Annotated in this window: 22 protein-coding genes; 8 read left to right on the top strand and 14 right to left on the bottom strand. The window is 73.8% G+C overall.

The features are described 5' to 3' along the window. Window positions 1–55: 55 nt before the first annotated feature. From AC07B0_RS26130 to AC07B0_RS26140, 3 genes are all read right to left on the bottom strand, one after another. Window positions 56–1,516, bottom strand: coding sequence for a glutamate synthase subunit beta (locus tag AC07B0_RS26130; RefSeq protein WP_467291180.1), 1,461 nt, complete (start codon window positions 1,514–1,516; stop codon window positions 56–58). Beyond that, on the bottom strand, window positions 1,509–6,050 hold the full coding sequence (gene gltB / locus AC07B0_RS26135; RefSeq protein ID WP_478899041.1) for a glutamate synthase large subunit: 4,542 nt from the start codon (window positions 6,048–6,050) through the stop codon (window positions 1,509–1,511). The genes AC07B0_RS26130 and gltB overlap by 8 nt, the downstream gene beginning before the upstream one ends. A 398-nt stretch (window positions 6,051–6,448) precedes the next feature. Next, complete coding sequence (locus AC07B0_RS26140) at window positions 6,449–7,180, bottom strand: VIT1/CCC1 transporter family protein (RefSeq protein WP_478899034.1); 732 nt, start codon at window positions 7,178–7,180, stop codon at window positions 6,449–6,451. 269 nt (window positions 7,181–7,449) lie between these two features. On the opposite strand from AC07B0_RS26140, the gene AC07B0_RS26145 reads away from it, so the two are divergent. From AC07B0_RS26145 to AC07B0_RS26175, 7 genes are all read left to right on the top strand, one after another. Then, window positions 7,450–8,436 carry an ADP-ribosylglycohydrolase family protein gene (locus AC07B0_RS26145; RefSeq protein WP_356882746.1) on the top strand — a complete coding sequence of 329 codons (987 nt, stop codon included), beginning with the start codon at window positions 7,450–7,452 and terminating at the stop codon, window positions 8,434–8,436. 287 nt (window positions 8,437–8,723) lie between these two features. After that, the gene (locus AC07B0_RS26150) at window positions 8,724–10,163 is read left to right on the top strand and encodes an ADP-ribosylglycohydrolase family protein (protein WP_478899042.1); all 1,440 of its coding nucleotides are present in this window, start codon (window positions 8,724–8,726) and stop codon (window positions 10,161–10,163) included. Window positions 10,164–10,170: 7 nt separating this feature from the next. Further along, window positions 10,171–11,325 carry an ADP-ribosylglycohydrolase family protein gene (locus tag AC07B0_RS26155; RefSeq protein WP_469380080.1) on the top strand — a complete coding sequence of 385 codons (1,155 nt, stop codon included), beginning with the start codon at window positions 10,171–10,173 and terminating at the stop codon, window positions 11,323–11,325. Window positions 11,326–11,420: 95 nt separating this feature from the next. Further along, complete coding sequence (locus AC07B0_RS26160) at window positions 11,421–12,935, top strand: ADP-ribosylglycohydrolase family protein (protein ID WP_478899043.1); 1,515 nt, start codon at window positions 11,421–11,423, stop codon at window positions 12,933–12,935. Beyond that, window positions 12,932–13,837 (top strand): ribokinase, encoded by a 906-nt coding sequence (rbsK, locus tag AC07B0_RS26165; protein ID WP_356882662.1) that lies wholly within the window; start codon window positions 12,932–12,934, stop codon window positions 13,835–13,837. Before AC07B0_RS26160 ends, rbsK begins: the two co-directional genes overlap by 4 nt. Continuing rightward, a complete protein-coding gene (locus tag AC07B0_RS26170; RefSeq protein WP_356882660.1) occupies window positions 13,837–15,060 on the top strand; it encodes a CaiB/BaiF CoA transferase family protein in 1,224 nt (407 codons plus the stop codon). Before rbsK ends, AC07B0_RS26170 begins: the two co-directional genes overlap by 1 nt. After that, a complete protein-coding gene (locus tag AC07B0_RS26175; RefSeq protein WP_356882658.1) occupies window positions 15,057–15,866 on the top strand; it encodes an HpcH/HpaI aldolase/citrate lyase family protein in 810 nt (269 codons plus the stop codon). Before AC07B0_RS26170 ends, AC07B0_RS26175 begins: the two co-directional genes overlap by 4 nt. An 87-nt stretch (window positions 15,867–15,953) precedes the next feature. Here AC07B0_RS26175 and lgt read toward each other — a convergent pair whose 3' ends face one another. The 11 genes from lgt to hisI all read right to left on the bottom strand — a co-directional run bounded on the left by lgt (window position 15,954) and on the right by hisI (window position 25,078). Continuing rightward, window positions 15,954–16,991: a prolipoprotein diacylglyceryl transferase gene (gene lgt, locus AC07B0_RS26180; RefSeq protein WP_478899035.1), complete on the bottom strand. Its 1,038-nt coding sequence runs from the start codon at window positions 16,989–16,991 to the stop codon at window positions 15,954–15,956. Between the two features lie 148 nt (window positions 16,992–17,139). Continuing rightward, window positions 17,140–18,069: a DsbA family protein gene (locus AC07B0_RS26185; protein ID WP_469380073.1), complete on the bottom strand. Its 930-nt coding sequence runs from the start codon at window positions 18,067–18,069 to the stop codon at window positions 17,140–17,142. Window positions 18,070–18,164: 95 nt separating this feature from the next. Then, window positions 18,165–18,980, bottom strand: a complete 816-nt coding sequence (gene trpA, locus AC07B0_RS26190; RefSeq protein ID WP_356882652.1) for a tryptophan synthase subunit alpha — start codon at window positions 18,978–18,980, stop codon at window positions 18,165–18,167. Beyond that, the gene (gene trpB / locus AC07B0_RS26195; protein WP_478865547.1) at window positions 18,977–20,230 is read right to left on the bottom strand and encodes a tryptophan synthase subunit beta; all 1,254 of its coding nucleotides are present in this window, start codon (window positions 20,228–20,230) and stop codon (window positions 18,977–18,979) included. Before trpB ends, trpA begins: the two co-directional genes overlap by 4 nt. Before the next feature lie 213 nt (window positions 20,231–20,443). Then, on the bottom strand, window positions 20,444–20,653 hold the full coding sequence (gene trpM, locus AC07B0_RS26200) for a tryptophan biosynthesis modulator TrpM (RefSeq protein ID WP_467291163.1): 210 nt from the start codon (window positions 20,651–20,653) through the stop codon (window positions 20,444–20,446). 7 nt (window positions 20,654–20,660) lie between these two features. Further along, entirely contained in the window at window positions 20,661–21,470 is an 810-nt protein-coding gene (trpC, locus tag AC07B0_RS26205) for an indole-3-glycerol phosphate synthase TrpC (protein ID WP_266788879.1), read from the bottom strand. A gap of 183 nt (window positions 21,471–21,653) precedes the next feature. Beyond that, window positions 21,654–22,154, bottom strand: coding sequence for a DUF2752 domain-containing protein (locus tag AC07B0_RS26210; protein ID WP_478865546.1), 501 nt, complete (start codon window positions 22,152–22,154; stop codon window positions 21,654–21,656). A 68-nt stretch (window positions 22,155–22,222) separates the two neighbouring features. Continuing rightward, entirely contained in the window at window positions 22,223–22,474 is a 252-nt protein-coding gene (locus AC07B0_RS26215) for an HGxxPAAW family protein (RefSeq protein ID WP_356882646.1), read from the bottom strand. A 79-nt stretch (window positions 22,475–22,553) separates the two neighbouring features. Beyond that, entirely contained in the window at window positions 22,554–23,192 is a 639-nt protein-coding gene (locus AC07B0_RS26220) for a TIGR02234 family membrane protein (RefSeq protein ID WP_469380065.1), read from the bottom strand. Window positions 23,193–23,206: 14 nt separating this feature from the next. Continuing rightward, window positions 23,207–24,697, bottom strand: coding sequence for an anthranilate synthase component I (locus AC07B0_RS26225; protein WP_356882642.1), 1,491 nt, complete (start codon window positions 24,695–24,697; stop codon window positions 23,207–23,209). Between the two features lie 15 nt (window positions 24,698–24,712). Further along, complete coding sequence (gene hisI, locus AC07B0_RS26230; protein ID WP_356882640.1) at window positions 24,713–25,078, bottom strand: phosphoribosyl-AMP cyclohydrolase; 366 nt, start codon at window positions 25,076–25,078, stop codon at window positions 24,713–24,715. An 84-nt stretch (window positions 25,079–25,162) separates the two neighbouring features. Between hisI and AC07B0_RS26235 the strand changes: the two genes are divergently transcribed. Continuing rightward, window positions 25,163–25,795, top strand: coding sequence for a TIGR03085 family metal-binding protein (locus tag AC07B0_RS26235; protein ID WP_356882638.1), 633 nt, complete (start codon window positions 25,163–25,165; stop codon window positions 25,793–25,795). Window positions 25,796–26,034 lie beyond the last annotated feature (239 nt).

The raw sequence follows: 26,034 nt of genomic DNA on the forward strand, positions 1-26,034 counted from the left end.
TCGTTGTACGGACCGTATGAGGGGTCCCGCCCCGAGGGGCGGGGGGTGACGGTGGTTACACCATCAGGGAGCGGTCCGTCGGCTTGACCGGGTACGGGAGGGCGCTGGCGCCGGTCAGGAAGCGGTCCACGCCGCGGGCGGCCGAGCGGCCTTCCGCGATGGCCCAGACGATGAGCGACTGGCCGCGGCCCGCGTCACCGGCGACGAAGACGCCGTCGACGTTGGTCTTGTAGGAGGCGTCGCGCTCGATGTTGCCGCGCGCGTCCATCGCCAGGCCGAACTGCTGGACCAGGCCGTTCTCCTGGTCGGTGCCCGTGAAGCCCATCGCCAGGGTGACCAGCTGCGCGGGGAGGACGCGCTCGGTGCCGGGCTTCTGGGTGAGCTTGCCGTCGACGAACTCGACCTCGACCAGGTGCAGGGCCTTGACGTTGCCGTCCTCGTCGCCCTCGAAGTGGGTGGTGGAGACGGAGTAGACCCGCTCGCCGCCCTCCTCGTGCGCCGAGGTGACCTTGTACAGCATGGGGAACGTCGGCCAGGGCTGGTTCGCGGTGCGGTCCTCGCCCGGCTTCGGCATGATCTCCAGCTGCGTGACCGAGGCCGCGCCCTGGCGGTGGGCGGTGCCCACGCAGTCCGCGCCGGTGTCACCGCCGCCGATGACGACGACGTGCTTGCCCTCGGCCGTGATGGGGGGCGCCATGAAGTCGCCCTCCTGGACCTTGTTCGCGAGCGGCAGGTACTCCATCGCGAAGTGGATGCCGTTCAGCTCGCGGCCGGGGACGGGCAGGTCGCGGGAGACCGTGGCGCCCGCCGCGATGACCACCGCGTCGAACCGCTTGCGCAGGTCGGTTGCCGTGATGTCCCGGCCGACCTCGATGCCCGTACGGAACTTGGTGCCCTCCGCGCGCATCTGCTCGATGCGGCGGTTGATGTGCACCTTCTCCATCTTGAACTCGGGGATGCCGTAGCGCAGCAGCCCGCCGACGCGGTCGGCGCGCTCGTACACGACCACCGTGTGCCCGGCCCGGGTCAGCTGCTGGGCCGCGGCGAGACCCGCCGGGCCGGAGCCGATGACGGCGGCCGTCTTGCCGGACAGGCGCTCCGGCGGCTGCGGGGTGACGTCGCCGTTGTCCCAGGCCTTGTCGATGATCGAGACTTCGACGTTCTTGATCGTGACGGCGGGCTGGTTGATCCCGAGGACGCACGCCGACTCGCACGGAGCGGGGCACAGGCGGCCCGTGAACTCCGGGAAGTTGTTCGTGGCGTGCAGGCGCTCGGAGGCCGCGCTCCAGTCGTCGCGGTACGCGAAGTCGTTCCACTCGGGGATCAGGTTCCCGAGCGGGCAGCCGTTGTGGCAGAACGGGATGCCGCAGTCCATGCAGCGGCCGGCCTGCTTGCTGATGATCGGGAGCAGCGAGCCCGGGACGTAGACCTCGTTCCAGTCCTTGAGGCGGTCAGCCACGGGACGGGAACAGGCGGTCTCGCGCCCGGTGGTGAGGAAGCCCTTCGGGTCAGCCATGGGTCGCCGCCTCCATCATCTTCTCCGTGGTCTCGGATTCCGAGAGTCCGGCCAGCTCAGCGGCGTCCTTGGCGGCGAGCACTGCCTTGTACGTGGTCGGGATGATCTTGCTGAAGCGGTCCACGGAGGTGGACCAGTCAGCGAGGAGCTTCGCGGCCACGGTCGAGCCGGTCTCCTCCTCGTGGCGGCGCACCACATCGTGCAGCCACTGCTTGTCGGCGTCGGAGAGGACGGTCTCGACCGCCTCCGCGTTGCCGGTGTTGACGTTGTGCGGGTCGAGGTCGATGACGTACGCGACGCCGCCCGACATGCCCGCCGCGAAGTTGCGGCCGGTCTCGCCGAGGACCACGGCCTGGCCGCCCGTCATGTACTCGCAGCCGTGGTCGCCCACGCCCTCCGAGACGACCAGGGCGCCGGAGTTGCGGACGCAGAAGCGTTCGCCGGTGCGGCCGCGCAGGAACATCTCGCCGCCGGTGGCTCCGTAGCCGATGGTGTTGCCGGCGATGGTGGAGTACTCGGCGAGGTGGTCGGCGCCGCGGTCCGGGCGGACGACGACGCGGCCGCCGGAGAGGCCCTTGCCGACGTAGTCGTTGGCGTCGCCCTCCAGGCGGAGGGTGACCCCCTTCGGCAGGAAGGCGCCGAAGGACTGGCCGGCGGAGCCGGTGAAGGTCAGGTCGACGGTGTTGTCGGGCAGGCCCGCACCGCCGAACTTCTTGGTGACCTCGTGGCCGAGCATGGTGCCGACGGTCCGGTTGATGTTGCGGATCGCGACCTGGGCGCGGACCGGCTGGGCTTCCTCGGCCGTCGCGGCGTTCAGCGCGTCGGCGGCGAGCTTGATCAGCTCGTTGTCGAGGGCCTTCTCCAGCCCGTGGTCCTGCTCGATCAGAGCGTGGCGGACCGCGCCCTCGGGCAGCTCGGGCACGTAGAAGAGGGGCTCCAGGTCGAGGCCCTGCGCCTTCCAGTGCGTGACGGCCTTGCTGGTGTCGAGGAGCTCGGCGTGGCCGACGGCCTCCTCGATGGAGCGGAAGCCGAGCTCGGCGAGGAGCTCGCGCACCTCCTGCGCGATGAACTCGAAGAAGTTCACGACGAACTCGGGCTTGCCGGAGAAGCGGTCGCGCAGGACCGGGTTCTGGGTGGCGATGCCGACCGGGCAGGTGTCCAGGTGGCAGACGCGCATCATGACGCAGCCGGAGACGACGAGCGGCGCGGTCGCGAAACCGAACTCCTCGGCGCCGAGCAGCGCGGCGATGACCACGTCGCGGCCGGTCTTGAGCTGGCCGTCCGTCTGGACCACGATGCGGTCGCGCAGCCCGTTGAGCAGCAGCGTCTGCTGGGTCTCGGCGAGGCCGAGCTCCCAGGGGCCGCCCGCGTGCTTGAGCGAGGTGAGCGGGGAGGCGCCCGTACCGCCGTCGTGGCCGGAGATGAGGACGACGTCCGCGTGGGCCTTGGAGACGCCCGCGGCGACCGTTCCGACGCCGACCTCGGAGACCAGCTTCACGTGGATGCGGGCGGCCGGGTTGGCGTTCTTGAGGTCGTGGATCAGCTGGGCGAGGTCTTCGATGGAGTAGATGTCGTGGTGCGGCGGCGGGGAGATCAGGCCGACGCCCGGGGTGGAGTGCCGGGTCTTGGCGACCCACGGGTAGACCTTGTGGCCGGGCAGCTGGCCGCCCTCGCCGGGCTTGGCGCCCTGCGCCATCTTGATCTGGATGTCGTCCGCGTTGACCAGGTACTCGGAGGTCACGCCGAAGCGGCCGGAGGCGACCTGCTTGATGGACGAGCGGCGCGCCGGGTCGTACAGGCGGTCCGGGTCCTCGCCGCCCTCACCGGTGTTGGACTTGCCGCCCAGCTGGTTCATGGCGATGGCGAGGGTTTCGTGCGCCTCCTTGGAGATGGAGCCGTACGACATGGCGCCGGTGGAGAAGCGCTTGACGATCTCGGAGACCGACTCGACCTCGTCGACGGAGATCGACGGGCGGTCGCTCTTGAAGCCGAACAGGCCGCGGAGCGTCATCAGGCGCTCCGACTGCTCGTTCACGCGGTCCGTGTACTGCCGGAAGATGTCGTACCGGCGGTTGCGGGTGGCGTGCTGGAGGCGGAAGACCGTCTCCGGGTCGAACAGGTGCGGCTCGCCCTCGCGGCGCCACTGGTACTCGCCGCCGATCTCCAGCGCGCGGTGCGTGGCCGCGATGCCGGAGACGGGGTAGGCCTTGGCGTGGCGCGCGGCCACCTCCTTGGCGATGACGTCCAGGCCGGCGCCGCCGATCTTCGTGGCGGTGCCCGCGAAGTAGGTGCCGACGAACTCCTCGTTCAGGCCGACGGCCTCGAAGACCTGGGCGCCGCGGTAGGAGGCGACGGTGGAGATGCCCATCTTCGACATGACCTTGAGGACGCCCTTGCCGAGCGCGTAGATCAGGTTCTTGATGGCCTGCTCCGGCTCCAGGCCGGACAGGAAGGTACCGGCGCGCAGGAGGTCCTCGACGGACTCCATGGCGAGGTACGGGTTGACGGCGGCCGCGCCGTAGCCGATCAGCAGCGCGACGTGGTGGACCTCGCGGACGTCACCGGCCTCGACCAGCAGGCCCACCTGGGTGCGCTGCTTGGTGGCGATGAGGTGGTGGTGCACGGCGGAGGTGAGCAGCAGCGACGGGATCGGCGCGTGCTCGGCGTCCGAGTGGCGGTCGGAGAGGACGATCAGGTGCGCGCCGTTGGCGATGGCCGCGTCGACCTCGCCCCGGATCTCCTCCAGGCGGGCGGCCAGCGCGTCGCCGCCGCCGGAGACCCGGTAGAGGCCGGACAGCGTGGCGGCCTTCATGCCCGGCATGTCGCCGTCGGCGTTGACGTGTATGAGCTTGGCCAGCTCGTCGTTGTCGATCACCGGGAAGGGCAGGGTGACGCTGCGACAGGACGCGGCGGTCGGCTCCAGGAGGTTGCCCTGGGGGCCCAGCGAGGACAGCAGCGAGGTGACGAGCTCCTCGCGGATGGCGTCCAGCGGCGGGTTGGTGACCTGCGCGAAGAGCTGCGTGAAGTAGTCGAAGAGCAGCCGGGGGCGCTCGGACAGGGCCGCGATCGGGGAGTCCGTGCCCATCGAGCCGAGGGGCTCGCCGGCGGTGCGGGCCATCGGCGCGAGGATGACGCGGAGCTCTTCCTCGGTGTAGCCGAAGGTCTGCTGGCGGCGGGTGACCGAGGCGTGGGTGTGGACGATGTGCTCGCGCTCGGGCAGGTCCGTCAGCTCGATCTCGCCGGTTTCCAGCCATTCGGCGTAGGGCGCGGCGGAGGCCAGCTCGTCCTTGATCTCGTCGTCCTCGATGATCCGCTTCTGGGCGGTGTCGACGAGGAACATCTTGCCGGGCTGGAGGCGGCCCTTGCGGACGACCTTGGCCGGGTCGATGTCGAGGACGCCGACCTCGGAGCCGAGGACGACGAGGCCGTCGTCGGTGACCCAGTAGCGGCCGGGGCGCAGGCCGTTGCGGTCGAGGACCGCGCCGACCTGGGTGCCGTCGGTGAAGGTGACGCAGGCCGGGCCGTCCCAGGGCTCCATCATCGTGGAGTGGTACTGGTAGAACGCGCGGCGGGCCGGGGCCATGGAGGTGTGGTTCTCCCACGCCTCCGGGATCATCATCAGCACGCTGTGAGGCAGCGACCGGCCGCCGAGGTGGAGGAGCTCCAGGACCTCGTCGAAGGAGGCCGAGTCGGAGGCGTCCGGGGTGCAGATCGGGAAGATCCGGTCGAGGGCGCCCTCGCCGAAGACTCCGGAGGCCAGCTGGGACTCGCGGGCCTTCATCCAGTTCCGGTTGCCCTTGACCGTGTTGATCTCGCCGTTGTGCGCGACGAAGCGGTACGGGTGGGCGAGCGGCCAGGACGGGAAGGTGTTCGTCGAGAACCGGGAGTGGACCAGCGCGAGCGTCGACGCGAAGCGGCGGTCGGAGAGGTCCGGGAAGAAGGGCTCCAGCTGGCCGGTGGTCAGCATGCCCTTGTAGACGATGGTGCGGGCGGACAGCGACGGGAAGTAGACGCCGGCCTCGCGCTCGGCGCGCTTGCGCAGCACGAAGGCCTTGCGGTCCAGCTCGATGCCGGTGCTGCCGTTGCTCACGAAGAGCTGGGAGAAGGCCGGCATCGTGGCGCGGGCGCCGTTGCCGAGGAGGTCCGGGGAAACCGGAACCTCGCGCCAGCCGAGGACGGTCAGCTTCTCCTGGGCGGCGATGGCCTCGATCTGCTCCACGGCGACGGCCTGTGCGGTGCCGTCGGCGGGGAGGAAGGCGATGCCGACGGCGTAGGCGCCGGCCTCGGGAAGGTCGAAACCGGCCACCTCGCGCAGGAACGCGTCGGGGACCTGGGAGAGGATTCCGGCGCCGTCGCCCGAGTCCGGCTCGGAGCCGGTCGCGCCACGGTGCTCAAGGTTCCGCAGTACGGTCAGCGCCTGCTCGACGAGGGTGTGGGTCGCCTCGCCGGTGAGGTTCGCCACGAATCCGACGCCGCAGGCGTCCTTCTCGTTGCGCGGGTCGTACATGCCCTGCTGGGCGGGGCGACCGTCCATGGGCGACCAGGCGTTGGTGCTGAAGCCGGTCGCGGAGTGCGTGGATGCGGAACGCATCGGCTCTCCCGTCGTCGTCGTGGCATATGTGCATAGCCGAGGGACGACGTTGGCCCTCTGCGAAATTTCGTGCAGGTTACATGATGGCGGCAATCCCGAGAAGCGGATATTGCGTTCCAGCATGCGGACACGGCACGAAGCCAGAAAGAAAGGGACCCACGCGGAGACTGCGGCCGTTCCACAGGGTTTGCTGCGGACACGGCCCGGGGCGGAGGTCCCGGCGCGAGGCGGGCATCATTGCCCGCGCGCCCTGGTGTGATGCCCGGTGGACACGGAATCGAAACCGCCGGGTAACGGACTACTTATGTTGCGTACTGCATAGTGTCTCACTCCTGCGACGGTCAGCCTACGACGCCACCGATCCAGGTTCCCAGGATGTACGTCACACCGGCGGCCGCGCCACCCAGGACGAGCTGGCGCAGCCCGCTGTACCACCAGGAGCGGGCCGTGACCCGGGAGACGACGGCGCCGCAGGCGAAGAGCCCGACGAGGGCCAGCAGCACCGCGGGCCACAGGGCGGTCGCCCCGAGCAGGTAGGGCAGTACGGGGAGCAGCGCGCCCAGGGCGAACGAGCCGAACGACGAGACCGCGGCGACGGCCGGCGAGGGCAGGTCGTCGGGGTCGATGCCGAGCTCCTCGCGGGCGTGTATCTCCAGCGCCTGCTCCGGGTCGCGCGACAGCTGCATGGCGACCTCGCGGGCGAGGGACGGCTCGACCCCGCGCGAGACGTACAGCTCGGCCAGCTCCTCCATCTCGTCGACGGGGTGCTTGCGCAGCTGCTGGCGTTCGACGTCGAGCTCCGCCAGGACGAGCTCGCGCTGCGAGGCCACCGAGGTGTATTCACCGGCGGCCATCGAGAAGGCACCGGCCGCGAGACCGGCCAGTCCGGTGATCACGACGGTCTGCGGGGCGACCGCACCGCCGGCCACGCCGGTCATCAGGGCGAGGTTGGAGACCAGCCCGTCCATGGCACCGAACACGGCCGGCCGCAGCCATCCGCCGTTGACGTCCCGGTGGGTGTGGTTGTCACGGTGGGCGGTGTGCAGCGGTGCTTCGATGTCGATGATGGACATGCGTGGTTCCTCCCCATTACGTGTGAGTGGGTACGCGAAAGCAACGCGAGCCCTGCCCACGCGGGGCCACTCCCCCTGAACACCTCGAAACTACGCACGATTTTTGCCGCCCGCCAGCAAGGAAGGCCGTACTTACCTGGGGTTTCGTCCCTCGGCGACCGGGTGACGGGGGCGTTCGGGGGGTGTTTCGCGGCGACCGACAAACCACATGCCGTGGCACAAATCCCCCAAGGGCTCATCATGAGTCCCATCAAGTGGAGAGGCGCGCCATGGAGCTGATTGCATGCAATCCGCAGGTCCTCCTCGAACGGGCCAGGGGCGCACTTCTCGGCCTCGCCGTGGGTGACGCGCTGGGCGCCCCCGCCGAGAACATGAAGCCGTCGGAGATCCGGGCGAAGTGGGGCCGGATCGAGGGGTTCGTCTCGGACGACCCGGCCGGCACGGACGACACCGAGTACGCCATCTTCTCGGGCCTGCTGCTGGCCCGGCACGGCTCCGCCCTCACCGTCGCGCACGTCGAACGGGCCTGGCACCACTGGATCGCCGACCTCGACGAGGGGCCGTTCCGCGGCGCGGGCTTCTCCGAGCGGGGCACCCTGGAGAACCTCCGCCGGGGCCTGGCCGCGCCGATCTCGGCGCAGCACCGCCACGCCTGGTCGGACGGTCTCGCCATGCGGGCGGCCCCGTTCGGGGTGTTCGCGGCGGGCCGGCCGGCCGAAGCGGCCCGGCTGGTCGCGATCGACGGCACCGTCAGTCACGACGGCGAGGGCATCTACGGCGGCCAGGCCGTGGCGGCGGGCGTCGCCGCGGCGATGGCGGGCGGCTCCCCCGCCTCCGTGGTCTCGGCGGCCCTGTCGGTGATCCCGTCCGACTCCTGGACGGCCCGCTCCCTGCGCCGCGCCGTGACCGCCGCCCCGCGCGGGGAACGGGCGGTCCGCTCGGCCGTCGTGATCGGCGGGTACCCGTGGACGGACCTGGCGCCGGAGGCGGTGGGACTGGCGTTCGGCGCGTTCGCGGCGTGCCGGGGGGACTTCACGGACTCCGTCCTGACCGCCGTCAACATGGGCCGCGACGCCGACACCACGGCCGCGGTGGCGGGCGCCCTCTCCGGCGCCCTGTCCGGCGCCGCGGCGATCCCCGCCGACTGGGCGGCGGTCATCGGCCCGGTGCGCGGCAGCTGCCTCCCCTCGATGCGGGGCTACCACGTCCTCGACATCGCGGACCTCCTCACCCCCGAATACGAGACCCCCCGATGACCCCGCCCCCGTACGCCCCGGACGACTCGCCCGCTCCGGCCGCAGGGGCCGTCCCCCCGATCCCCACCGCACCGGAAGCGGCCGCCCCGGCCCGGCCCGGCGGCCCCTCCACCGCCCCGGGCCCGGTGGCAGTGCTCTCCGCCGGGGTGGCCGCGGATCCCCCGCCGCCGCCCGGCTCCACCGCACCCGCCGGCGCGTGCGCACCCGCCCCGGCCCCGGCCCCGGCCCCGGCGGAGCCGTACCGGCCGACGGGGCCCGGAGTCCCGGAGGGGCCGGGGCCCCGGGCGCTGCCGCCGTCCCGGGGCGCGGCCGTGGACGCCGGCCCCCCGGGCCCCGCGCCGCACCCGGTGCGGGCCCGCCCCGCCCCTGCCGGAGCCGCGCTCCTCACCTCCGACGCCGCCGGTACGGCCCCGCCCGGGGGCCGGGTCGCCGAACGCCTCCGCCCCGCCGCCGAGCCGCCCGCCCGGGAGGCCGGACCCGGTGGCGGAGGGACGCGTACGGCCGGGGTCCGGGTCGTCGGACGACCGGCCGCCGCCGATCCGCCCGACGGGGACCCGCCCGACGGGGACCCGCGCCCCGGGACCGCCGGACCCCGCACCCCGCCGGAGGCGCCCCGGCGGATCGAGGGGCTGCTCCTCGGGCTCGCCGCCGGCGACGCGGCCGGCTGGCCCGCCGCCCGGCACCGGGCCAGCCGGATGCCCGAGTGGACCCGCCGCCTCACCCGCGAGCTCGACACCTTCGCCGAGCACAACGCCACCACCACCCTCCCCGTCCCCATCGCCCTGAACCAGCCCCCCGAGCCGTTGCGCCTCGGCCCGTCCGACGACGCCGAATGGGCGGCCTTCGCCGCCGAGTCCGTGCTCACCGCCGCCGGGGTGCTGCTCAGCGACCTCTCCCGGTCCCGCCGCATGCGCGCCGCCATCGACCTGGCCTGGAACGCCCTGGCCTCCGAGGTCGCCGCGGCGGCCGAACGCGCGCCCGAGGTCGAGTCGGCCGTCCTGCCGCTGCGCGCCCGGATCTCCGTCCGCGCCGGCCTCGGCAACCTCGCCGCAGGACTGCGCCCGCCCGCCACCGGCCACGACAACCCGCACTACTTCGACGACGCCGCCTGCGTCCGCGCCTGCGTCCTCGCCGTCGTCCACCCCGGCGACCCCCGGGCCGCCGCCGACCTCGCCGAGTTCGACGCCCGCTACACCCAGGACGGCGACGGAGTCCACGGCGCCCGCGCCATGGCGGCCGCCCTCGCCACCGCGCTCGGCGGCGCGGACACGGACGCCGCCGTCGACGCCGCCCTGCACCAGCTCCCCGGGTCCACCGAGATCGGCCGCAACGCCCGGCACGCCGTCGCCCTCGCCCGCGCCGAACCGGACGGCGGCGCCTTCGCCCTCGTACCGCTCCTGGAACACCAGATCGTCGACCACGTCTACAGCTACGGCATCGCCGCCGCCGAGACCGTCCCCGTCGCCCTCGCCCTGGCCACCGCCGCCCGCGGCCGGGTCTCCGAGGCCGTACCCGCCGCCGCCTGCCTCTCCCGCGTCGCGGACTCCGCCCCCGCCCTCGCGGGCGCCCTCACCGGGGCCCTCGGAGGCGGGGACTCCCTCCCCCCGTCCTGGCGCGAGGCCTGCCGCGTCCTGTCCGGCTGCGCCCTGCCCCGGCTCGCCGGAACGGACCTCGTCGAACTCGCCGCGCTCCTCACCCGCACGGAACTCACCTCACCCAAGGGATGATTCGGACATGACCCACACCCCCCTCACGCTCGACGACCGGGTGGCCGGCTGCCTGGTCGGGGCCGCCGTGGGAGACGCGCTCGGCGGCCCCGTGGAGGGCTGGTCCCCGGAGCAGATCGCCGAACGGCACGGCGGCCGCGTGCACGGCATCGTCGGCCCCTGGTACGAGGACTGGCGCACCGCCCGGCCCATCGCGCCGTACCACAAGGGCGACGGACACGTCACGGACGACACCCTCATGACGCACGCGCTGGTACGGGTCTACGCGGCCGTGCGCGACCACCTCGACGCCTACGCGATCGCCGAGCACCTCGTCCCCGACCTCATGTCCACCCCCCGCTGGATCCCCGAACTCGAAGCCGAGGCCCTCCCCCTCCAGCGGGTCTTCCTCGCCGAGAAGTGGATCGTGACCCGGATCCACTACGCCCACGCCGACCCGCGCGAAGCCGGCACCGGCAACATCGTCAACTGCGGCGCCGCGATGTACACGGCGCCGGTCGGGCTGGTCAACGCGGGCAACCCGGCGGCCGCGTACGCGGAGGCACTGGACGTCACCGGCGCGCACCAGTCCTCGTACGGACGGGAGGCCGCGGGCGTCTTCGCGGCGGCCGTCGCGGCCGCCTGCACCCCGGGCGCGACGGCGGCCTCGGTCGTGGAGACGGCCCTGTCCCTGGCCAAGGACGGCACCCGGTCCGCGATCGCCGCCGTCTGCGAAGTCGCCTCGCGGCACCGGGACTTCGAGTCGTCCCTCGTCCCGCTGCGCGCGGCGGTGGCCCCGTACGACTCGGTCGGCCCGGACTACCGCAACCCCTCCCTCGGCGCCCGCCGCCCGTCCCGCCTGCACTCGATCGAGGAACTCCCGGTCGCCCTCGGCATGCTGCTGATCGGGAACGGCTCCTACGAGGCCTCCGTGCTCGGCGCGGTCAACTACGGCCGGGACTGCGACTCGACCGCGACGATGGCCGGGGCGCTCGCCGGCGCGCTGGGCGGGGAGGGCGCGGTGCCGGCCGGCTGGGCGAAGCAGGTCGCCGAGGCCAGCCGCCTGGACCTGCACGCCCCGGCCGCGGAACTGGCCGCCGTGGCGCGGGAGGTGTTCGCGCGGGACCGGGACCGGCGCCGCGCCCACGAGAGCGCCTTCACGGCGATGGCGTCCCCCCGGTGACGGGATCCCCCGCCGGGGATCCGGCGCCGCCGGCCGGCACCCGGCCCGCCCCCGGTGCGCCGGGTGGCCCGCCGGACGGGCCGGCCCCCGCCCACCTGGTACGGCTCACCTGGGCCCAGCCGGAGGACCTCCTCGGGCACGAGCTCCGCCAGGCCGCGGAGGACGGCCGCGATCCCGGCCCCGTCCTGCGCGCCTGGCTCGCGGCGGGCGGCCGCCCGGCCCCCACCCGCGCCGGGGCCTCCCCCGCCCCGGCCCCGCCGGAACTGCGCGCCCTCGCCGCCCGCCTCCTGACGGACCTCGACGCCCTCCCCCTCCCCGCCCCCCACGACGAACCCGACACCTGGCCCGCCATCCAAGCCACCTGGCCCCCGGCCACGTCCCCGGCCGCCACCCCGCCCGGACGCGCGGCCTTCCCCGGCGGCACGCCCGCCGCCCACCGCCCCGCACCCGCCCCGGGCCCGGTCGGGGCGCCCCCACCACCCGGGCCCGCCGACACGAACCGCACGCCCGGCCCCGGGCCCGGGACCGGCCCGGGCGGCCGCGGCGTGGAGGGCGGGCTGCGGCGCAGGCTGGAGGCGGCGTGGGTCGGCCGCGCCGTCGGCTGCGTGCTCGGGAAGCCCGTCGAGAAGCTGCCGCTCGACGGGATCCGGGCCCTGGCCCGCGCCACCGGCAACTGGCCGCTGGACGACTGGTTCACCGCCCGCGGCGTCCCGGCGGAGCTCCTCGCCGCCCACCCGTGGAACCGCCGCTCCGCCGCCACCTCCCTCGCCGAGAACATCGACGGCGCGCCCGAGGACGACGACCTCAACTACCCCCTGCTCGGCCTGCTGCTGCTCCAACGGCACGGCAAGGGCTTCACCACCGCCGACGTCGGCCGGCTCTGGCTCGACGAACTCCCGGCGGGCCGGACCTTCACCGCCGAGCGGATCGCCTACCGCAACCTCCTCCAGGGCCTCGAACCCCCGCTCACGGCCCGCCACCACAACCCGTTCCGCGAGTGGATCGGCGCCCTCATCCGTGCCGACGTCCACGGCTGGACCAACCCCGGCGACCCGGCCGCCGCCGCCGCGCAGGCCCACCGTGACGCCGTCCTCACCCACACCGCCAACGGTGTCTACGCCGCCCTGTTCGTGGCCGCCGCGATCGCCGAGGCCGCCGGCGGCCGGGCCGACGTCCACGGGGCGCTCCGGGCCGGGCTGGCCGTCGTACCGCCCCGCTCGCGGCTCGCCGCGGCCGTGCGCTTCGGGATCCGTACCGCCCGCGACGAGGCGGACTTCGACCGGGTCGTGGACCGGCTCCACACCTGTTACGGCCACTACCACTGGGTACACGCCCTGCCGAACACCGCGCTGCTCGCGGCCGCCCTCACCCACGCGGACGGCGACTTCACCCACTCCGTGTGCCGGGCGGTGTCCGGCGGCTGGGACACCGACTCCAACGGCGCCACAGCCGGTTCGATCGCCGGGATCCTGGCGGGGTCCCCCGACCGGATCCCGGACCGGTGGACCGCCCCGCTGAAGAACCGGCTCGCCACGACCGTCCCCGGCTTCGACGGCATCGGCTTCGACACCCTCGCCCACCTCACCGCCCAGGAGGCAGCCCGCTCATGACGGCCATCGCCGTGCTCGGCAGTACGAACATGGACCTCGTCGCCTACGTGCCCAAGGCCCCCCGCCTCGGGGAGACCGTGACCGGCCGCGAGTTCCGCACCGTCCCCGGCGGAAAGGGCGCCAACCAGGCGGTCGCCGCCGCCCTCCTCGGCGGGGAGGTGGTGATGATCGGCGCGGTCGGGGCCGACGCGTTCGGGGTGCGGCTGCGCGCCGCGCTCTCCGCCTCCGGCGTCGACACGACCGCCCTGCGCACCGTCGAGGGCGCCAGCGGCACCGCCCACATCACCGTCGACGACGAGGGCGCGAACAGCATCATCGTCATCCCGGCCGCCAACGCCCTCGTCACCGGCCTGGAGGCGGGCGACGAGGCGCGGATCGGTTCCGCCGACTCCCTGCTCCTCCAGCTCGAACTCCCGCTGGAGGCCGTGGCCGCGGGCGCCCGGGCCGCCCGCGCCCACGGGGTCCGTACGGTCCTCACCCCGGCCCCCGCCCGCCCGCTGCCGCGCGACCTGCTGGAACTGGTCGACGTCCTGGTGCCCAACGAGCACGAGGCCGCCACCCTCACCGGTTTCACCGATCCCCTCGGGGCCGCCGAGGCGCTGCTGCGCGAGGTGCCGGAGGTGGTGGTCACGCTGGGCGCGGCCGGGGCCCTGTACGCGGCCCGGGGGCGGGAGCCGCTGACGGTGGCCGCGCCCCGGGTGCGGGCCGTGGACACCACCGCCGCCGGGGACACGTTCGTCGGCGCGCTCGCGGTGGCCCTGGGCGAAGGCCGTCCGATGCCGGAGGCCCTCGCCTGGGCCGCGTGCGGCGCCGCGCTGTCCGTGCAGCGGCCCGGCGCCCAGGACTCGATGCCCTCCCGTGCCGACCTCGTGGCGTTCGCCGCCGGACAGGGCATCCGCTGATGACCGCCCCCCTCGCGGCCGCCCGGCCCGGCTCCGGTCCCGGTCCCCTCGCCGGGCTCCGCGTCCTCGACCTGGCCACCCTCTTCGCCGGGCCGCTGGCCGCCACCCTGCTCGGCGACTTCGGTGCCGAGGTGGTCAAGGTGGAGCACCCCGGCCGCCCCGACCCGTCCCGCGGCCACGGTCCCGCCAAGGACGGGATCGGCCTGTGGTGGAAGCTGCTGGGCCGGAACAAGCGGACGATGACCCTCGACCTGTCCACGTCCGGCGGCCGGGACACCCTGCTGCGGCTCGCCGCCACCGCCGACGTCGTCATCGAGAACTTCCGCCCCGGCACCCTGGAGAAGTGGGGTCTGGGCTGGCCGGAGCTGTCGGCCGCCAACCCGCGCCTGGTCCTGGCCCGTGTCACGGCCTTCGGCCAGCACGGCCCGTACGCCCACCGTCCCGGGTTCGGGACCCTGGCCGAGGCCATGAGCGGCTTCGCGGCGATCACCGGGGAGCCTGACGGCCCGCCGACGCTGCCGCCCTTCGGGCTCGCGGACTCCATCGCCGCGCTGACCACCGCGTACGCGGTGATGACGGCCCTCGCCGGCCGCGACCGCACCGGGCACGGGCAGGTCGTGGACCTGGCCATCATCGAGCCGATGCTGGCCGTCCTCGGCCCGCACCCGCTCTGGTACGACCAGCTCGGCTACGTCCAGCCGCGCACCGGCAACCGGTCCACGAACAACGCCCCCCGCAACACCTACCGCAGCGCGGACGGCCGCTGGCTGGCGGTGTCCGCCTCCGCCCAGTCGGTCGCCGAGCGCGTCGTACGGCTGGTCGGGCGGCCCGAGCTGGCCGGCGAGCCCTGGTTCGCGACCGGCTCCGGCCGCGCCGCGCACGCGGACGTACTGGACGACGCGGTCGGCGGCTGGATCGCCCGGCACAAGGCGGACGAGGCGGTCGCGGCCTTCGAGGACGCCGAAGCGGCCGTCGCCCGGGTCTACGACGTACGGGACGTCATGGACGATCCGCAGTTCGCGGCCCTCGACACGGTCACCGAGGTCGAGGATCCCGAACTCGGTCCGATCCGCATGCAGAACGTCCTCTTCCGGCTTTCCGGGACCCCCGGCGGGATCCGCTGGGCGGGCCGCCCGCACGGAGCGGACACCGACGAGGTCCTCACCGGACTCGGCCTGACCGGGGACGAGATCGCCGCACTGCGCACCGAGGGGGCACTGTGATCCTGACCTGGCTCTACGCACCGGGCGACCGCCCGGAGGTGGTCGCGAAGGCGCTGCGCTGCGGTGCCGACGCCGTCATCGTGGACCTGGAGGACTCGGTGTCGGTCTCCCGCAAGGAGTACGCGCGCGCCGCCACCGCCGAGCTGCTCACCGAGCGGCCGCCGGTGCCCGTCCACGTCCGCGTCAACGCGCTGGGCTCGCCCTGGGCGGGCGCCGACATGACGGCGCTGGCCCGGCTGCACGGGCTCGCCGGGCTGCGCCTGCCCAAGATCGACGCCCCGGAGCAGATCACCCGCGTCGCCGACCGCACGGGCGGAGTGGCCCTGTACGCGCTGCTGGAGTCGGCGCTGGGCGTGGAGAGGGCGTACGAGATCGCCCGGGCCCACCCGTCGCTGCACGGGCTGACCCTCGGTGAGGCGGACCTGCGGGCCGACCTGGGGGTGAGCGCGGAGGCGGGGCTGGACTGGCCGCGGTCCCGGGTGGTGGTCGCCGCCCGCGCGGCCGGGCTCGCGCCGCCGGCCCAGTCGGTGTTCCCCGACATCCGGGACCTGGAGGCGCTGGCCGCGTCCTGCGTGCGCGGCCGGTCGCTGGGTTTCCTGGGCCGGGCGGCGATCCATCCGCGCCAGCTCCCGGTCATCGAGCGGTCCTACCTGCCGGGGCCCGAGGAGGTCACCGCCGCCGAGGAGATCGTGTCGGCGGCCCGGGCGATGCCGGGGGCGCTGGCGCTGCCCGACGGCCGGTTCGTGGACCCGGCGGTGGTGGCGGCAGCGCACCGGACGCTGACCCTGTCGCGGCGGTCCGGGTAGCCGGAAGGGGGCGCCGCGACCCGCGACGCCCCCTTCCGGAGGAAACCCCTGGCGAAGACCCCGGCAAGAACCCCCCGAGGAACCGGTTCAGCTCTTGCCCGCCCCCGCGGCCTCGTCCTCGCCGCCCTTGGCGAGGTCGGTCTTGGCGAGGTCGGTCTTGACGCCGCCCGCGGGCTTCGGGGCCCCGGCACCCGGCGTGCCCGGCTTGGCGGGCTCGGCCGGCTTGCGCGGTGCGTCCTTGACGGCCTTGGCACCGGCCACGGCGGCCTTCGGCGCGTCCTTCCCGCCCTCGGCCGGGGTGTCGCCCGCGGCCGCCTGGGGCTCCACGACCTCCTCGCGGCCGGGCCGCAGCCTCGCCGACAGGACGAAGTAGGTCACGGCCAGGACGAAGACCACGATCGCGGTCCACACGTTCAGGCGCAGGCCCAGGATGTGGTGGGCCTCGTCGACGCGCATGTACTCGATCCAGGCGCGGCCCGCGCAGTACGAGGCGACGTACAGGGCGAAGGCGCGCCCGTGGCCGAGCTTGAAGCGCCGGTCGGCCCAGATCACCAGAAGGGCGACGCCGACGCACCACAGCGACTCGTACAGGAAGGTCGGGTGGTAGGTTCCGGCCTCCCGGTTCGGGCCCTCGGTGATCTTCACCGCCCACGGCAGGTCGGTGGCCCGGCCGTACAGCTCCTGGTTGAACCAGTTGCCCCAGCGGCCGAAGGCCTGGGCCAGGGCGATGCCGGGGGCCAGGGCGTCGGCCCAGGCCGGCAGCGGGATGCCGCGCAGCCGGCAGCCGATCCAGGCACCGACCGCACCGAGCGCGATCGCGCCCCAGATGCCGAGGCCGCCCTCCCAGATCTTGAAGGCGTCGACCCAGTTGCGGCCGGCGCCGAAGTACAGCTGGTAGTCGGTGATCACGTGGTAGAGGCGACCGCCGACAAGGCCGAAGGGCACCGCCCACACGGCGATGTCCGCGACCGTGCCCGGCTTTCCGCCGCGCGCGATCCAGCGCTTGTTGCCGAGCCAGACGGCGACGAAGACGCCGATGATGATGCAGAACGCGTAGCCGCGGAGCGGGATCGGTCCGAGATGGATCACGCCGGTCGACGGACTGGGGATATAGGCAAGGGTCATGGCAGACCTGACGCTACCCTGCCGGGCGGTACCGACCGCAACCCGCCCGGCAAGCTGACATCAAAACCACACACGGCCCGCACCCGCTCCGGGCCGCCTTCCCTCCCGCGGTCACCCGCCGCGGCCCCTCTCCGCGGCCCGTCTCCGCTCAGTCCCGCGCGGTGCCCCCGTCCACCGCCTTCGCCCCGGTCGCGGGGGACGTCTTCCCGGAGCCCGACGGGGACGCGGAGGCCGAGGGGGAACCCTTGCCGGAGGTCTTCGGGGCCCCGGACGCGCCGCCGGGGGCCTTCGCCGCCGCCTCGACCTTCGCCTTGAGCTTCTGCGGGGTCAGCGGGTCGGCCTGGTCGGCGAAGATGTCCTTGCCGTCGAGCAGCACGGTGGGGGTGCCCCGGAAGTTCCCGGCCCGGAAGGCCTCCTGTGACTTCCCGACCCAGCTGTTGTGCGTGCCGTCCTCCACGCAGCTGCGGAAGGCGGGGGTGTCGAGCCCGTCGACCTTCCCGGCCAGCTCCAGCAGCTTGGCGTTCTTGCCGTAGGCGTCGTCGACCTCCTCGGGCTGGTTCGCGAAGAGGACGTCGTGGTACTCGGCGAACTTGCCGGCGTCCTGCGCGCAGGCCGCGGCGTTCGCGGCCTTCAGCGAACCGCTGCCGCCCATGTTTCCGTCGATGAGGGTGACGATGTGGTAGTCGGTCTTGAGGAGCCCCTTGGCTTCGAGCTCGTGGATGGTGTCCTTGTAGTTGGTCTCGAAGGACTTGCAGGCGGGGCAGCGGAAGTCCTCCCAGACGGTCAGCTGCGAGGGGGCCTCGCCCTTGCCCGTCTGGATGGCGAGCGCGTCCTTGCCGGTGGCCCCCGACGGCGCGACCACCGGGCCGGCCTTCGCGGACTTGTCGCCGGATCCGGCATTGGCGGCGATCAGGCCGACGACGGCCGCCAGGCCGAGTACGCCGACCACCGCCGCCGACACGACGAGGGTCCGCCGGCGCTTGTCCCGGGTCTTCTGCCGCTCGCGCTCCACTTGGAGTCGCTCCCGGGCCGATCGTTTCGTCGCATCGCGGTTCGCACCGTCGTTCTTCTCGCTCACGTTCGGCCAAACGAAGCGGGGAGGCACTCGCGTGCCTCCCCGCTCCCACTTCCACCCGATCGGGCTACAGAACCCCCGATGGGGCCCGCCCGGCGTCAGGACCTGCGTACGCCTTCCGCAAGTTCGCCCGCCAGGGCCCGCACGGCGGTCAGGCCGGACGGCAGGTCCGGGGCGTCCAGCAGCAGCTTCACGAAGGCCGAGCCGACGATGACCCCGTCGGCGAAGCCCGCGACCTGCTTGGCCTGTACGGCGTTCGAGACGCCCAGGCCGACGCAGACGGGGAGCTCGGTCGTGGCGCGGGTGCGGCGCACCAGCTCCTGGGCCTCGTTGCCGACCGACTCGCGGGTGCCGGTGACGCCCATGAGGGAGGCGGCGTAGACGAAGCCGGAACCGGCGGCGGTGATGGTGGCCAGCCGCGCGTCCTGGCTGCTGGGGGCCACGACGAAGACGGTCGCCAGACCGTGCTTCTGCGCGTGCTCGCGCCACAGCGCGGACTCCTGGACCGGCAGGTCGGGCAGGATGCAGCCCGCGCCGCCGGCCGCCGCGAGCTCGGCGGTGAACCGCTCGACGCCGTAGCGGTCGATGGGGTTCCAGTACGTCATGACCAGGATCGGGACCCCGGTCGCCTCGAAGGCCTCGCGGACGGTGCGCATGACGTCGGCGATCTTCACGCCGCCGCGCAGGGCGATGTCGTCGGCGGTCTGGATGATCGCGCCGTCCAGGACCGGGTCGCTGTGCGGCAGGCCGATCTCGACGACGTCGGCGCCGCCCTCGATGACGGCCTTGACGGCCTCGATGGCGCCGTCGACGGTCGGGAAGCCGGCCGGGAGGTAGGCGACGAGGGCCGCCCGGTCCTCGGACTTGGCCTTCGCGAGGGTGCTGCTCAGCAGTTCGATGTTGCCGTTGCTCACTTCGACTCCCCCTCGGTGCCTTCGCCGTCGTACAGCCCGAAGTAGCGGGCCGCCGTGTCCATGTCCTTGTCGCCGCGGCCGGACAGGTTGACCACGATCAGGCCGTCCTCGCCCAGCTCCTTGCCCAGGTCGAGGGCGCCGGCGAGGGCGTGCGCCGACTCGATGGCCGGGATGATGCCCTCGGTGCGGGAGAGCAGGCGCAGGGCCTGCATGGCGGCGTCGTCGGTGACGGCGCGGTACTCGCCGCGGCCGGTGTCCTTGAGGTAGGAGTGCTCGGGGCCGATGCCCGGGTAGTCCAGACCGGCGGAGATCGAGTAGGGCTCGGTGATCTGGCCCTCCTCGTCCTGGAGGACGTAGGAGCGGGAGCCGTGCAGGATGCCGGGTTCGCCCGCGGTCAGCGTGGCGGCGTGCTCGCCCGAGTCCACGCCGTGTCCGGCGGGCTCGAAGCCGACCAGGCGGACGCCGGCGTCCGGGATGAAGGCGTGGAAGAGGCCGATGGCGTTGGAGCCGCCGCCGACACAGGCCGCGACGGCGTCGGGGAGCCGGCCGGTGCGCTCCAGGATCTGGCGGCGGGCCTCGACGCCGATGACGCGGTGGAAGTCGCGGACCATCGCGGGGAAGGGGTGCGGGCCGGCGACGGTGCCGAAGAGGTAGTGGGTCTCGTCCACGTTGGCGACCCAGTCGCGGAACGCCTCGTTGATGGCGTCCTTGAGGGTCCGGGAGCCGGACTTCACGGCGATGACCTCGGCGCCGAGCATCCGCATGCGGGCCACGTTGAGGGCCTGGCGCTGGGTGTCGATCTCGCCCATGTAGATGGTGCAGTCGAGGCCGAAGAGGGCGCAGGCGGTGGCGGTGGCCACGCCGTGCTGGCCGGCTCCGGTCTCGGCGATGACGCGGGTCTTGCCCATGCGCTTGGTGAGCAGCGCCTGGCCCAGCACGTTGTTGATCTTGTGCGAGCCGGTGTGGTTCAGGTCCTCGCGCTTGAGGAAGATCCGCGCGCCGCCCGCGTGCCCGGCGAAGCGGGGCACCTCGGTGAGGGAGCTGGGCCGGCCCGTGTAGTTGACCATGAGCTCGTCGAGCTCGGCCGCGAAGGCCGGGTCGTTCTTGGCCTTCTCGTACTCGACGGCGACCTCGTCCACGGCGGCGACGAGGGCCTCCGGGATGAACTTGCCGCCGAAGTCGCCGAAGTAGCCCTCGGCGTTGGGGACGTGACCCTCGGGGTCCGGGATGAAGAACGAGCTGGTGGGCATGGCCACTACTCCTACGTGATGCGGAAGCGGTACCGACGGCTGGCTGGCGAGCACCGTATTGCGCCCCCGGTCCACGGCCCGTGCGCCCCGCCGGGGGCTCTGGGCGTACGGACGGGCCGGTCCGCGCCGGGAGCCTGGGGCTGCGGGCGAGGGACCGTGCGCGGCCGCCGGCCGGTCACCCCTCGGGGGGTACCGGGCCGGGAACGGCCGTCGTCAGGGCGCGGTTCCGCCGCGCCATCGCATGCCGTTGACCTGACCGGGCTCGGAGCCGATCACGTAGCGCACCCGCCGGCCGTGCACGCGCCGGGCCGGGGCGCGGCAGCCGCGGGGGCGGCAGCCGCGCGCCAGGGGCGCGTGCGTCGTCGGCACACCGGCCGGGCCGTTGCCGGGCCGGGTGCGGACGCAGGAGCGGGGGGCGGCCACGGAGGGGTCAGCTCCGGCCGTGGCGCAGGGCGGGGTGGGCGCCGGCGGCGACGAGGTCGGCCACGGCCGCCTTCGGGTCGCGGCCGGTGACCAGGGATTCGCCGACGAGCACGGCGTCCGCACCCTCGTTGGCGTAGGCGATCAGGTCGTGCGGTCCGCGGATGCCGGACTCGGCGATCTTCACGATGTGGTCGGGGATCTCCGGGGCGACGCGCTCGAAGGTGGAGCGGTCGACCTTGAGGTCCTTCAGGTTGCGCGCGTTGACGCCGATGATCTTGGCGCCCGCGGCCACCGCGCGTTCGACCTCGTCCTCGTCGTGGACCTCGACGAGCGGGGTCAGGCCGATGGATTCGGCCCGCTCGATGAGGGAGACCAGGGCCTCCTGCTCCAGGGCCGCGACGATCAGCAGCGCGAGGTCGGCGCCGTAGGCGCGGGCCTCCCACAGCTGGTAGGCCGTGACGATGAAGTCCTTGCGCAGGATCGGGATGTCCACGCGGGCGCGGACGGCCTCCAGGTCGGCCAGCGAACCGCCGAAACGACGCTGCTCGGTGAGGACGGAGATGACCGCCGCACCGCCCGCCTCGTAGTCGGCGGCGAGCCCGGCCGGATCTGCGATCGCGGCCAGCGCGCCCTTGGACGGGCTGGACCGCTTGACCTCGCAGATCACCTTGACGCTGTCGCCACGCAGCGCGGCGACACCGTCCTTGGCCTGGGGCGCCTTGGCGGCACGCTCCTTGAGCTCGTCGAGGCTCACGCGGGCCTGCCGTTCGGCAAGGTCTTCGCGGACCCCTTCGATGATCTCGTCGAGCACACTCACGCGAGCGGCCCCCTTCCGGGTTGATGACGGTCGGCCGCCTTGCGGAACAGGTATCACTGCAAGGTCGACACTCAAATGGTATCCGCAGGTCGCCGCGGCCTCCGCACGGACTTCGTCGTTTCCCATTGACTGGACAGTCGGAATATGGCCTTCCCCTAGGCCACGCCTAGGCCCCGCCCGGGTTCAGGGCGCCAGAGCGGAGCCGAACGGGAAATTCCGGACAACGGCGAAAGCCGTCGTCAGCGCGGCGACCGTCCACCAGGCGACCGGACCCAGCGCGAGCCGGGGCGCCGGCCGGCCCCGGAAGGCCCGGACGAGCCACAGGGCCGCGAAAGCGGCGAAGACGAGGTAGCCGGCCACCGCGAGGGCGTTCGCCCCGAGGGCGGTCACCAGGTCGCCGTGGGCGAAGGCGTGCGCACTGCGCAGGCCGCCGCAGCCGGGACACAGGACGCCGGTCAGGCGGAACAGCGGGCAGACCGGATAGTGCCCGGGCTCGTTGGGATCCACGGCGCCCACGTACGCGAAGGCGGCCGCGGCCCCGGCCACGGCGAGCACGGGCGCGGCCAGCCGCCGGGCCCGGGAGGCCGGTACGGGCCCGGCCGGCGGCCGGGGCGCCGCGGGCACCGGGGGCGGCGGAGCGGAGGGGGTGCGAGGGGCGTCCACCCGCAGATTCTCTCCGCTCATGACAAAAGGCGCAGCCCGACGGGCCGCGCCTTCCGCGTCTGCGGGCCCTGCCGGACCACGGTCCGCGCTCAGACCTTGGCGGGAACCCGGTTCGCGGCGATGACCTCGGCGAGGTCGCGGTGGGTGGCCTTCGGCGCGCCCATGCCCGCGGCCCGCATCGCGAGACCGACGACGCCGCCGAGCGCGACGACGACGAGGCCCGCCCAGAACCCGAGCGGGTTCGCCAGCACCATGAAGGCGCCGGAGACGCAGAAACCGATGAAGGCGATGATGACACCGGTCCAGGCGGCCGGGGTGTGTCCGTGGCTCGTGCCCGCCATGAGTTGCTCCTCGTTGCTCTGTCTCACGTGCTGTGCCGCACGCTCGCTGTCATTGTCCCGCACGGGACGGGGTGATCCTTCAGCGGGTCGGGTCCTCGCCGCGGTCCAGAGCCTTCCACAAGTCCTCCGGCCGGTCCGGGTCCACCACCGCCGGTTTGCGCGGGCGCGGGCTGCCGTCCCGCTCGTAGCGGCCCCCCATGGCGGGCCAGCTCCGGCCGAAGCGCAGCGCGAGCAGCCCCGCGAGGAGGATCAGCACCGCTCCGCCGGCCGTGATGTACGGCCACGCCGTATGGGTCACCTCCGCCACCCGCGCGGCCGTGTCCGCCGTCGCGGTGGCGGCCCGGTCGTCCAGCGTGCGGCGGTCGTCGGCGGCGGCCAGCGCGGACAGCGCGGCGCCGAGGCCGCTCAGCGCGAGCAGCCCGGACACCAGCAGCCGGCTCCGGCCGCGCACGGCGAACACCGCGACCAGGGCCGCGAGGCCGACGATGGCCAGCGCCGCCGGCAGGCCGGTCACGGCCCGCCCGTCCGCGCTCAGCGGGAGCAGGCCACCGCCGACGGCGGCACTGCCCCGCGCCCAGACGCGGCCGGAGGCGAGCAGGACGACGGTGGCACCGAGCGCGCCGAGCAGCAGGGCGACGGCCACACTGCGGCGGCCTGCGGAGCTCTCGGGGGCCTCGGCTTCGTTCCGGGGGTGGGGTACGGCACTCACGTACCCCACTATCCCCTACGGCCTCAGGCCCGGTGGAGGCGGTTCGCCGCTCCCACCGCGCGGAGCACGGCCGCCGCCTTGTTGCGGCACTCGTTGTCCTCCAGCTCGGGCACCGAATCCGCGACGACACCCGCGCCGGCCTGCACGTACGCCGTCCCGTCGCGCAGCAGCGCGGTACGGATGGCGATGGCCGTGTCGGAGTCCCCGGCGAAGTCCAGGTAGCCGACGCAGCCGCCGTACAGGCCGCGGCGGGAGGGCTCCAGCTCCTCGATGATCTGCATCGCGCGCGGCTTGGGCGCGCCCGAGAGGGTGCCGGCCGGGAAGCAGGCGGTGAGCACGTCGAAGGCCGTCCGGCCCTCGGCGACCCGCCCGGTGACCGTGGACACGATGTGCATGACGTGCGAGTACCGCTCGATGCTCATGAAGTCGACGACCTCGACGGAGCCCGGCTCGCACACCCGGCCCAGGTCGTTGCGCCCCAGGTCGACGAGCATCAGGTGCTCGGCGCGCTCCTTGGGGTCGGCCAGCAGCTCCTCGGCGAGGTCGTTGTCCTCCTGCGGGGTCGCGCCGCGGTGGCGGGTGCCGGCGATCGGGTGGACCATCGCCCGCCCGTCCTCGACCTTGACCAGCGCCTCGGGGCTGGACCCGACCACGTCGAAGCCGTTCTCGAAGCGGAAGAGGTACATGTACGGCGACGGGTTCGTGGCCCGCAGCACCCGGTACACGTCCAGCGCGGACGCCTCGCAGGGGGTCTCGAACCGCTGCGAGGGCACCACCTGGAAGGCCTCGCCGGCCCGGATCCGCTCCTTGACGTCCTCGACGGCCGCCTGGTACTGCTCGCCGCCCCACAGGGCGGAGAACTCGGGCAGCTCGGAGGCCGGCAGCGGGGTCGGGACGTACGGGGCGGGCCGCGCGAGGTCCGCCTCCATGGCGTCGAGGCGGGCCACGGCGTCCGCGTACGCCTCGTCCACGCCCGTGTCCAGGTCGTTGTGGTTGATCGCGTTGGCGATCAGCTGGACCGTCCCGTCCCAGTGGTCCAGGACCGCCAGGTCGGAGGTCAGCAGCATGGTGAGCTCGGGCAGCTCCAGGTCGTCGCGGGTGTGCTCCCCGATGCGCTCCAGGCGGCGCACGATGTCGTAGCCGAGGTAGCCGACCATCCCTCCCGTGAAGGGGGGCGTGCCGCCCGCGAGGTCGCGGGGGGTGTGCAGGGCCTCGACGGTGGCGCGCAGCGCGTCGAGGGGGTCGCCGTCCGTGGGGACGCCGACGGGCGGGGTGCCGATCCAGTGCGCCTGCCCGTCCCGGACGGTCAGGGTGGAGTCGCTGCGCACGCCGATGAAGGAGTACCGGGACCAGGAGCGGCCGTTCTCGGCGGACTCCAGCAGGAACGTCCCGGGGCGCTCCCCGGCCAGCTTGCGGTAGAGCCCCACCGGGGTGTCCCCGTCGGCGAGCAGCTTGCGGCTGACGGGGATGACGCGGCGGTCCACCGCGAGTTTGCGGAACGTCTCGAGATCCATGGCGTGGGAACCTACCTATTCGGCGTCGGCGAGCAGGACATCGGCGTCGAAGCACGTGCGGGCGCCGGTGTGGCAGGCGGCCCCTACCTGGTCGACCTTGACGAGCACGGTGTCCGCGTCGCAGTCCAGGGCGACGGACTTCACGTGCTGGAAGTGGCCGGAAGTATCCCCCTTGACCCAGTACTCGCCGCGGCTGCGGGACCAGTAGGTGCAGCGGCCCGTGGTCAGGGTGCGGTGCAGGGCCTCGTCGTCCATCCAGCCGAGCATGAGCACCTCACCGGTGTCGTACTGCTGGGCGATGGCCGGTACCAGGCCGTCCGCGGAGCGCTTGAGGCGCGCGGCGATGGCGGGGTCGAGGGAGGACGTACTCATGTGGGACATTGTGCCGGGTCACCGGGGCCGCGATGGATCACTGTCCACGTGATGGGCGGGCGGGGGGCTGCTTCCGGCCGTAGGCTTGCCGCCATGTCTACCCATGCGAAGCGTGAACGACTGCTGCTGGCCGACCTGTTGGAAGCGGCGGGCCCGGAGGCGCCGACGCTGTGCGAAGGCTGGCGGGCGCGGGAACTGGCCGCGCACGTGGTGGTGCGGGAGCGGCGGCCGGACGCGGCGGGGGGTCTGCTGCTGAACGTGCTCAAGGCGCGGCTGGACAAGGCCATGGAGGAGTACACCGCCAAGCCGTACGAGGAGCTGCTTCAGCTGATCCGGACCGGGCCGCCGAAGATGTCGCTGTACGCGCTGAAGCAGATCGACGAGGCGGCGAACGCGGTGGAGTTCTACGTCCACGCCGAGGACGTGCGGCGGGCCCAGCCGGACTGGTCGCCGCGGGAGCTGGACCCGGTGTTCTCGGACGTCCTGTGGTCCCGCCTGGACCGGCTGGCCCGCCTCACGGGGCGCCGCTCGCCGGTGGGCCTCGTCCTGCGGCGGCCGAACGGCCAGACCACGGTCGCCCACAAGGGCACCCCGGTGGTGACGGTCACCGGGGAACCGGGGGAACTGACGCTGTTCTGCTTCGGCCGCCAGGCCGCTGCCGCGGTGGAACTGGACGGCCCGAAGGAAGCAGTGGCGACCCTGACGACTACCCGCCTGGGCCTCTGACCTGGCCGGTCGGAGGTCACGGGGCAGCTGCTGCGGGGCACTCCCCCTGGCCGGGGGCTGCGGGTGGGTCGGGGCCGGGGGCTGCGGGTGGGTCGGGGCCGGGGGCTGCGGGTGGGTCGGGGCCGGGGGCTGCGGGTGGGTCGGGGCCGGGGGCGGGGGGGGGGGGGGGGGGGGGGGGGGGGGGGTTTTGGGGGGGGGGGGGGGGGCCCCCGTGCGCGGGGGGCCGGGGCGCCCAAAAC

The organism is Streptomyces sp. NPDC044704, from assembly GCF_056433525.1.

Coding starts and splice junctions, on each gene's coding strand:
- AC07B0_RS26130 (WP_467291180.1), bottom strand. CDS start 1,516: ATGGCTGACCCGAAGGGCTTCCTCACCACCGGGCGCGAGACCGCCTGT.
- gltB (WP_478899041.1), bottom strand. CDS start 6,050: ATGGACGGTCGCCCCGCCCAGCAGGGCATGTACGACCCGCGCAACGAG.
- AC07B0_RS26140 (WP_478899034.1), bottom strand. CDS start 7,180: ATGTCCATCATCGACATCGAAGCACCGCTGCACACCGCCCACCGTGAC.
- AC07B0_RS26145 (WP_356882746.1), top strand. CDS start 7,450: ATGGAGCTGATTGCATGCAATCCGCAGGTCCTCCTCGAACGGGCCAGG.
- AC07B0_RS26155 (WP_469380080.1), top strand. CDS start 10,171: ATGACCCACACCCCCCTCACGCTCGACGACCGGGTGGCCGGCTGCCTG.
- rbsK (WP_356882662.1), top strand. CDS start 12,932: ATGACGGCCATCGCCGTGCTCGGCAGTACGAACATGGACCTCGTCGCC.
- AC07B0_RS26170 (WP_356882660.1), top strand. CDS start 13,837: ATGACCGCCCCCCTCGCGGCCGCCCGGCCCGGCTCCGGTCCCGGTCCC.
- lgt (WP_478899035.1), bottom strand. CDS start 16,991: ATGACCCTTGCCTATATCCCCAGTCCGTCGACCGGCGTGATCCATCTC.
- trpB (WP_478865547.1), bottom strand. CDS start 20,230: ATGCCCACCAGCTCGTTCTTCATCCCGGACCCCGAGGGTCACGTCCCC.
- AC07B0_RS26210 (WP_478865546.1), bottom strand. CDS start 22,154: ATGAGCGGAGAGAATCTGCGGGTGGACGCCCCTCGCACCCCCTCCGCT.
- AC07B0_RS26215 (WP_356882646.1), bottom strand. CDS start 22,474: ATGGCGGGCACGAGCCACGGACACACCCCGGCCGCCTGGACCGGTGTC.
- AC07B0_RS26225 (WP_356882642.1), bottom strand. CDS start 24,697: ATGGATCTCGAGACGTTCCGCAAACTCGCGGTGGACCGCCGCGTCATC.
- hisI (WP_356882640.1), bottom strand. CDS start 25,078: ATGTCCCACATGAGTACGTCCTCCCTCGACCCCGCCATCGCCGCGCGC.
- AC07B0_RS26235 (WP_356882638.1), top strand. CDS start 25,163: ATGTCTACCCATGCGAAGCGTGAACGACTGCTGCTGGCCGACCTGTTG.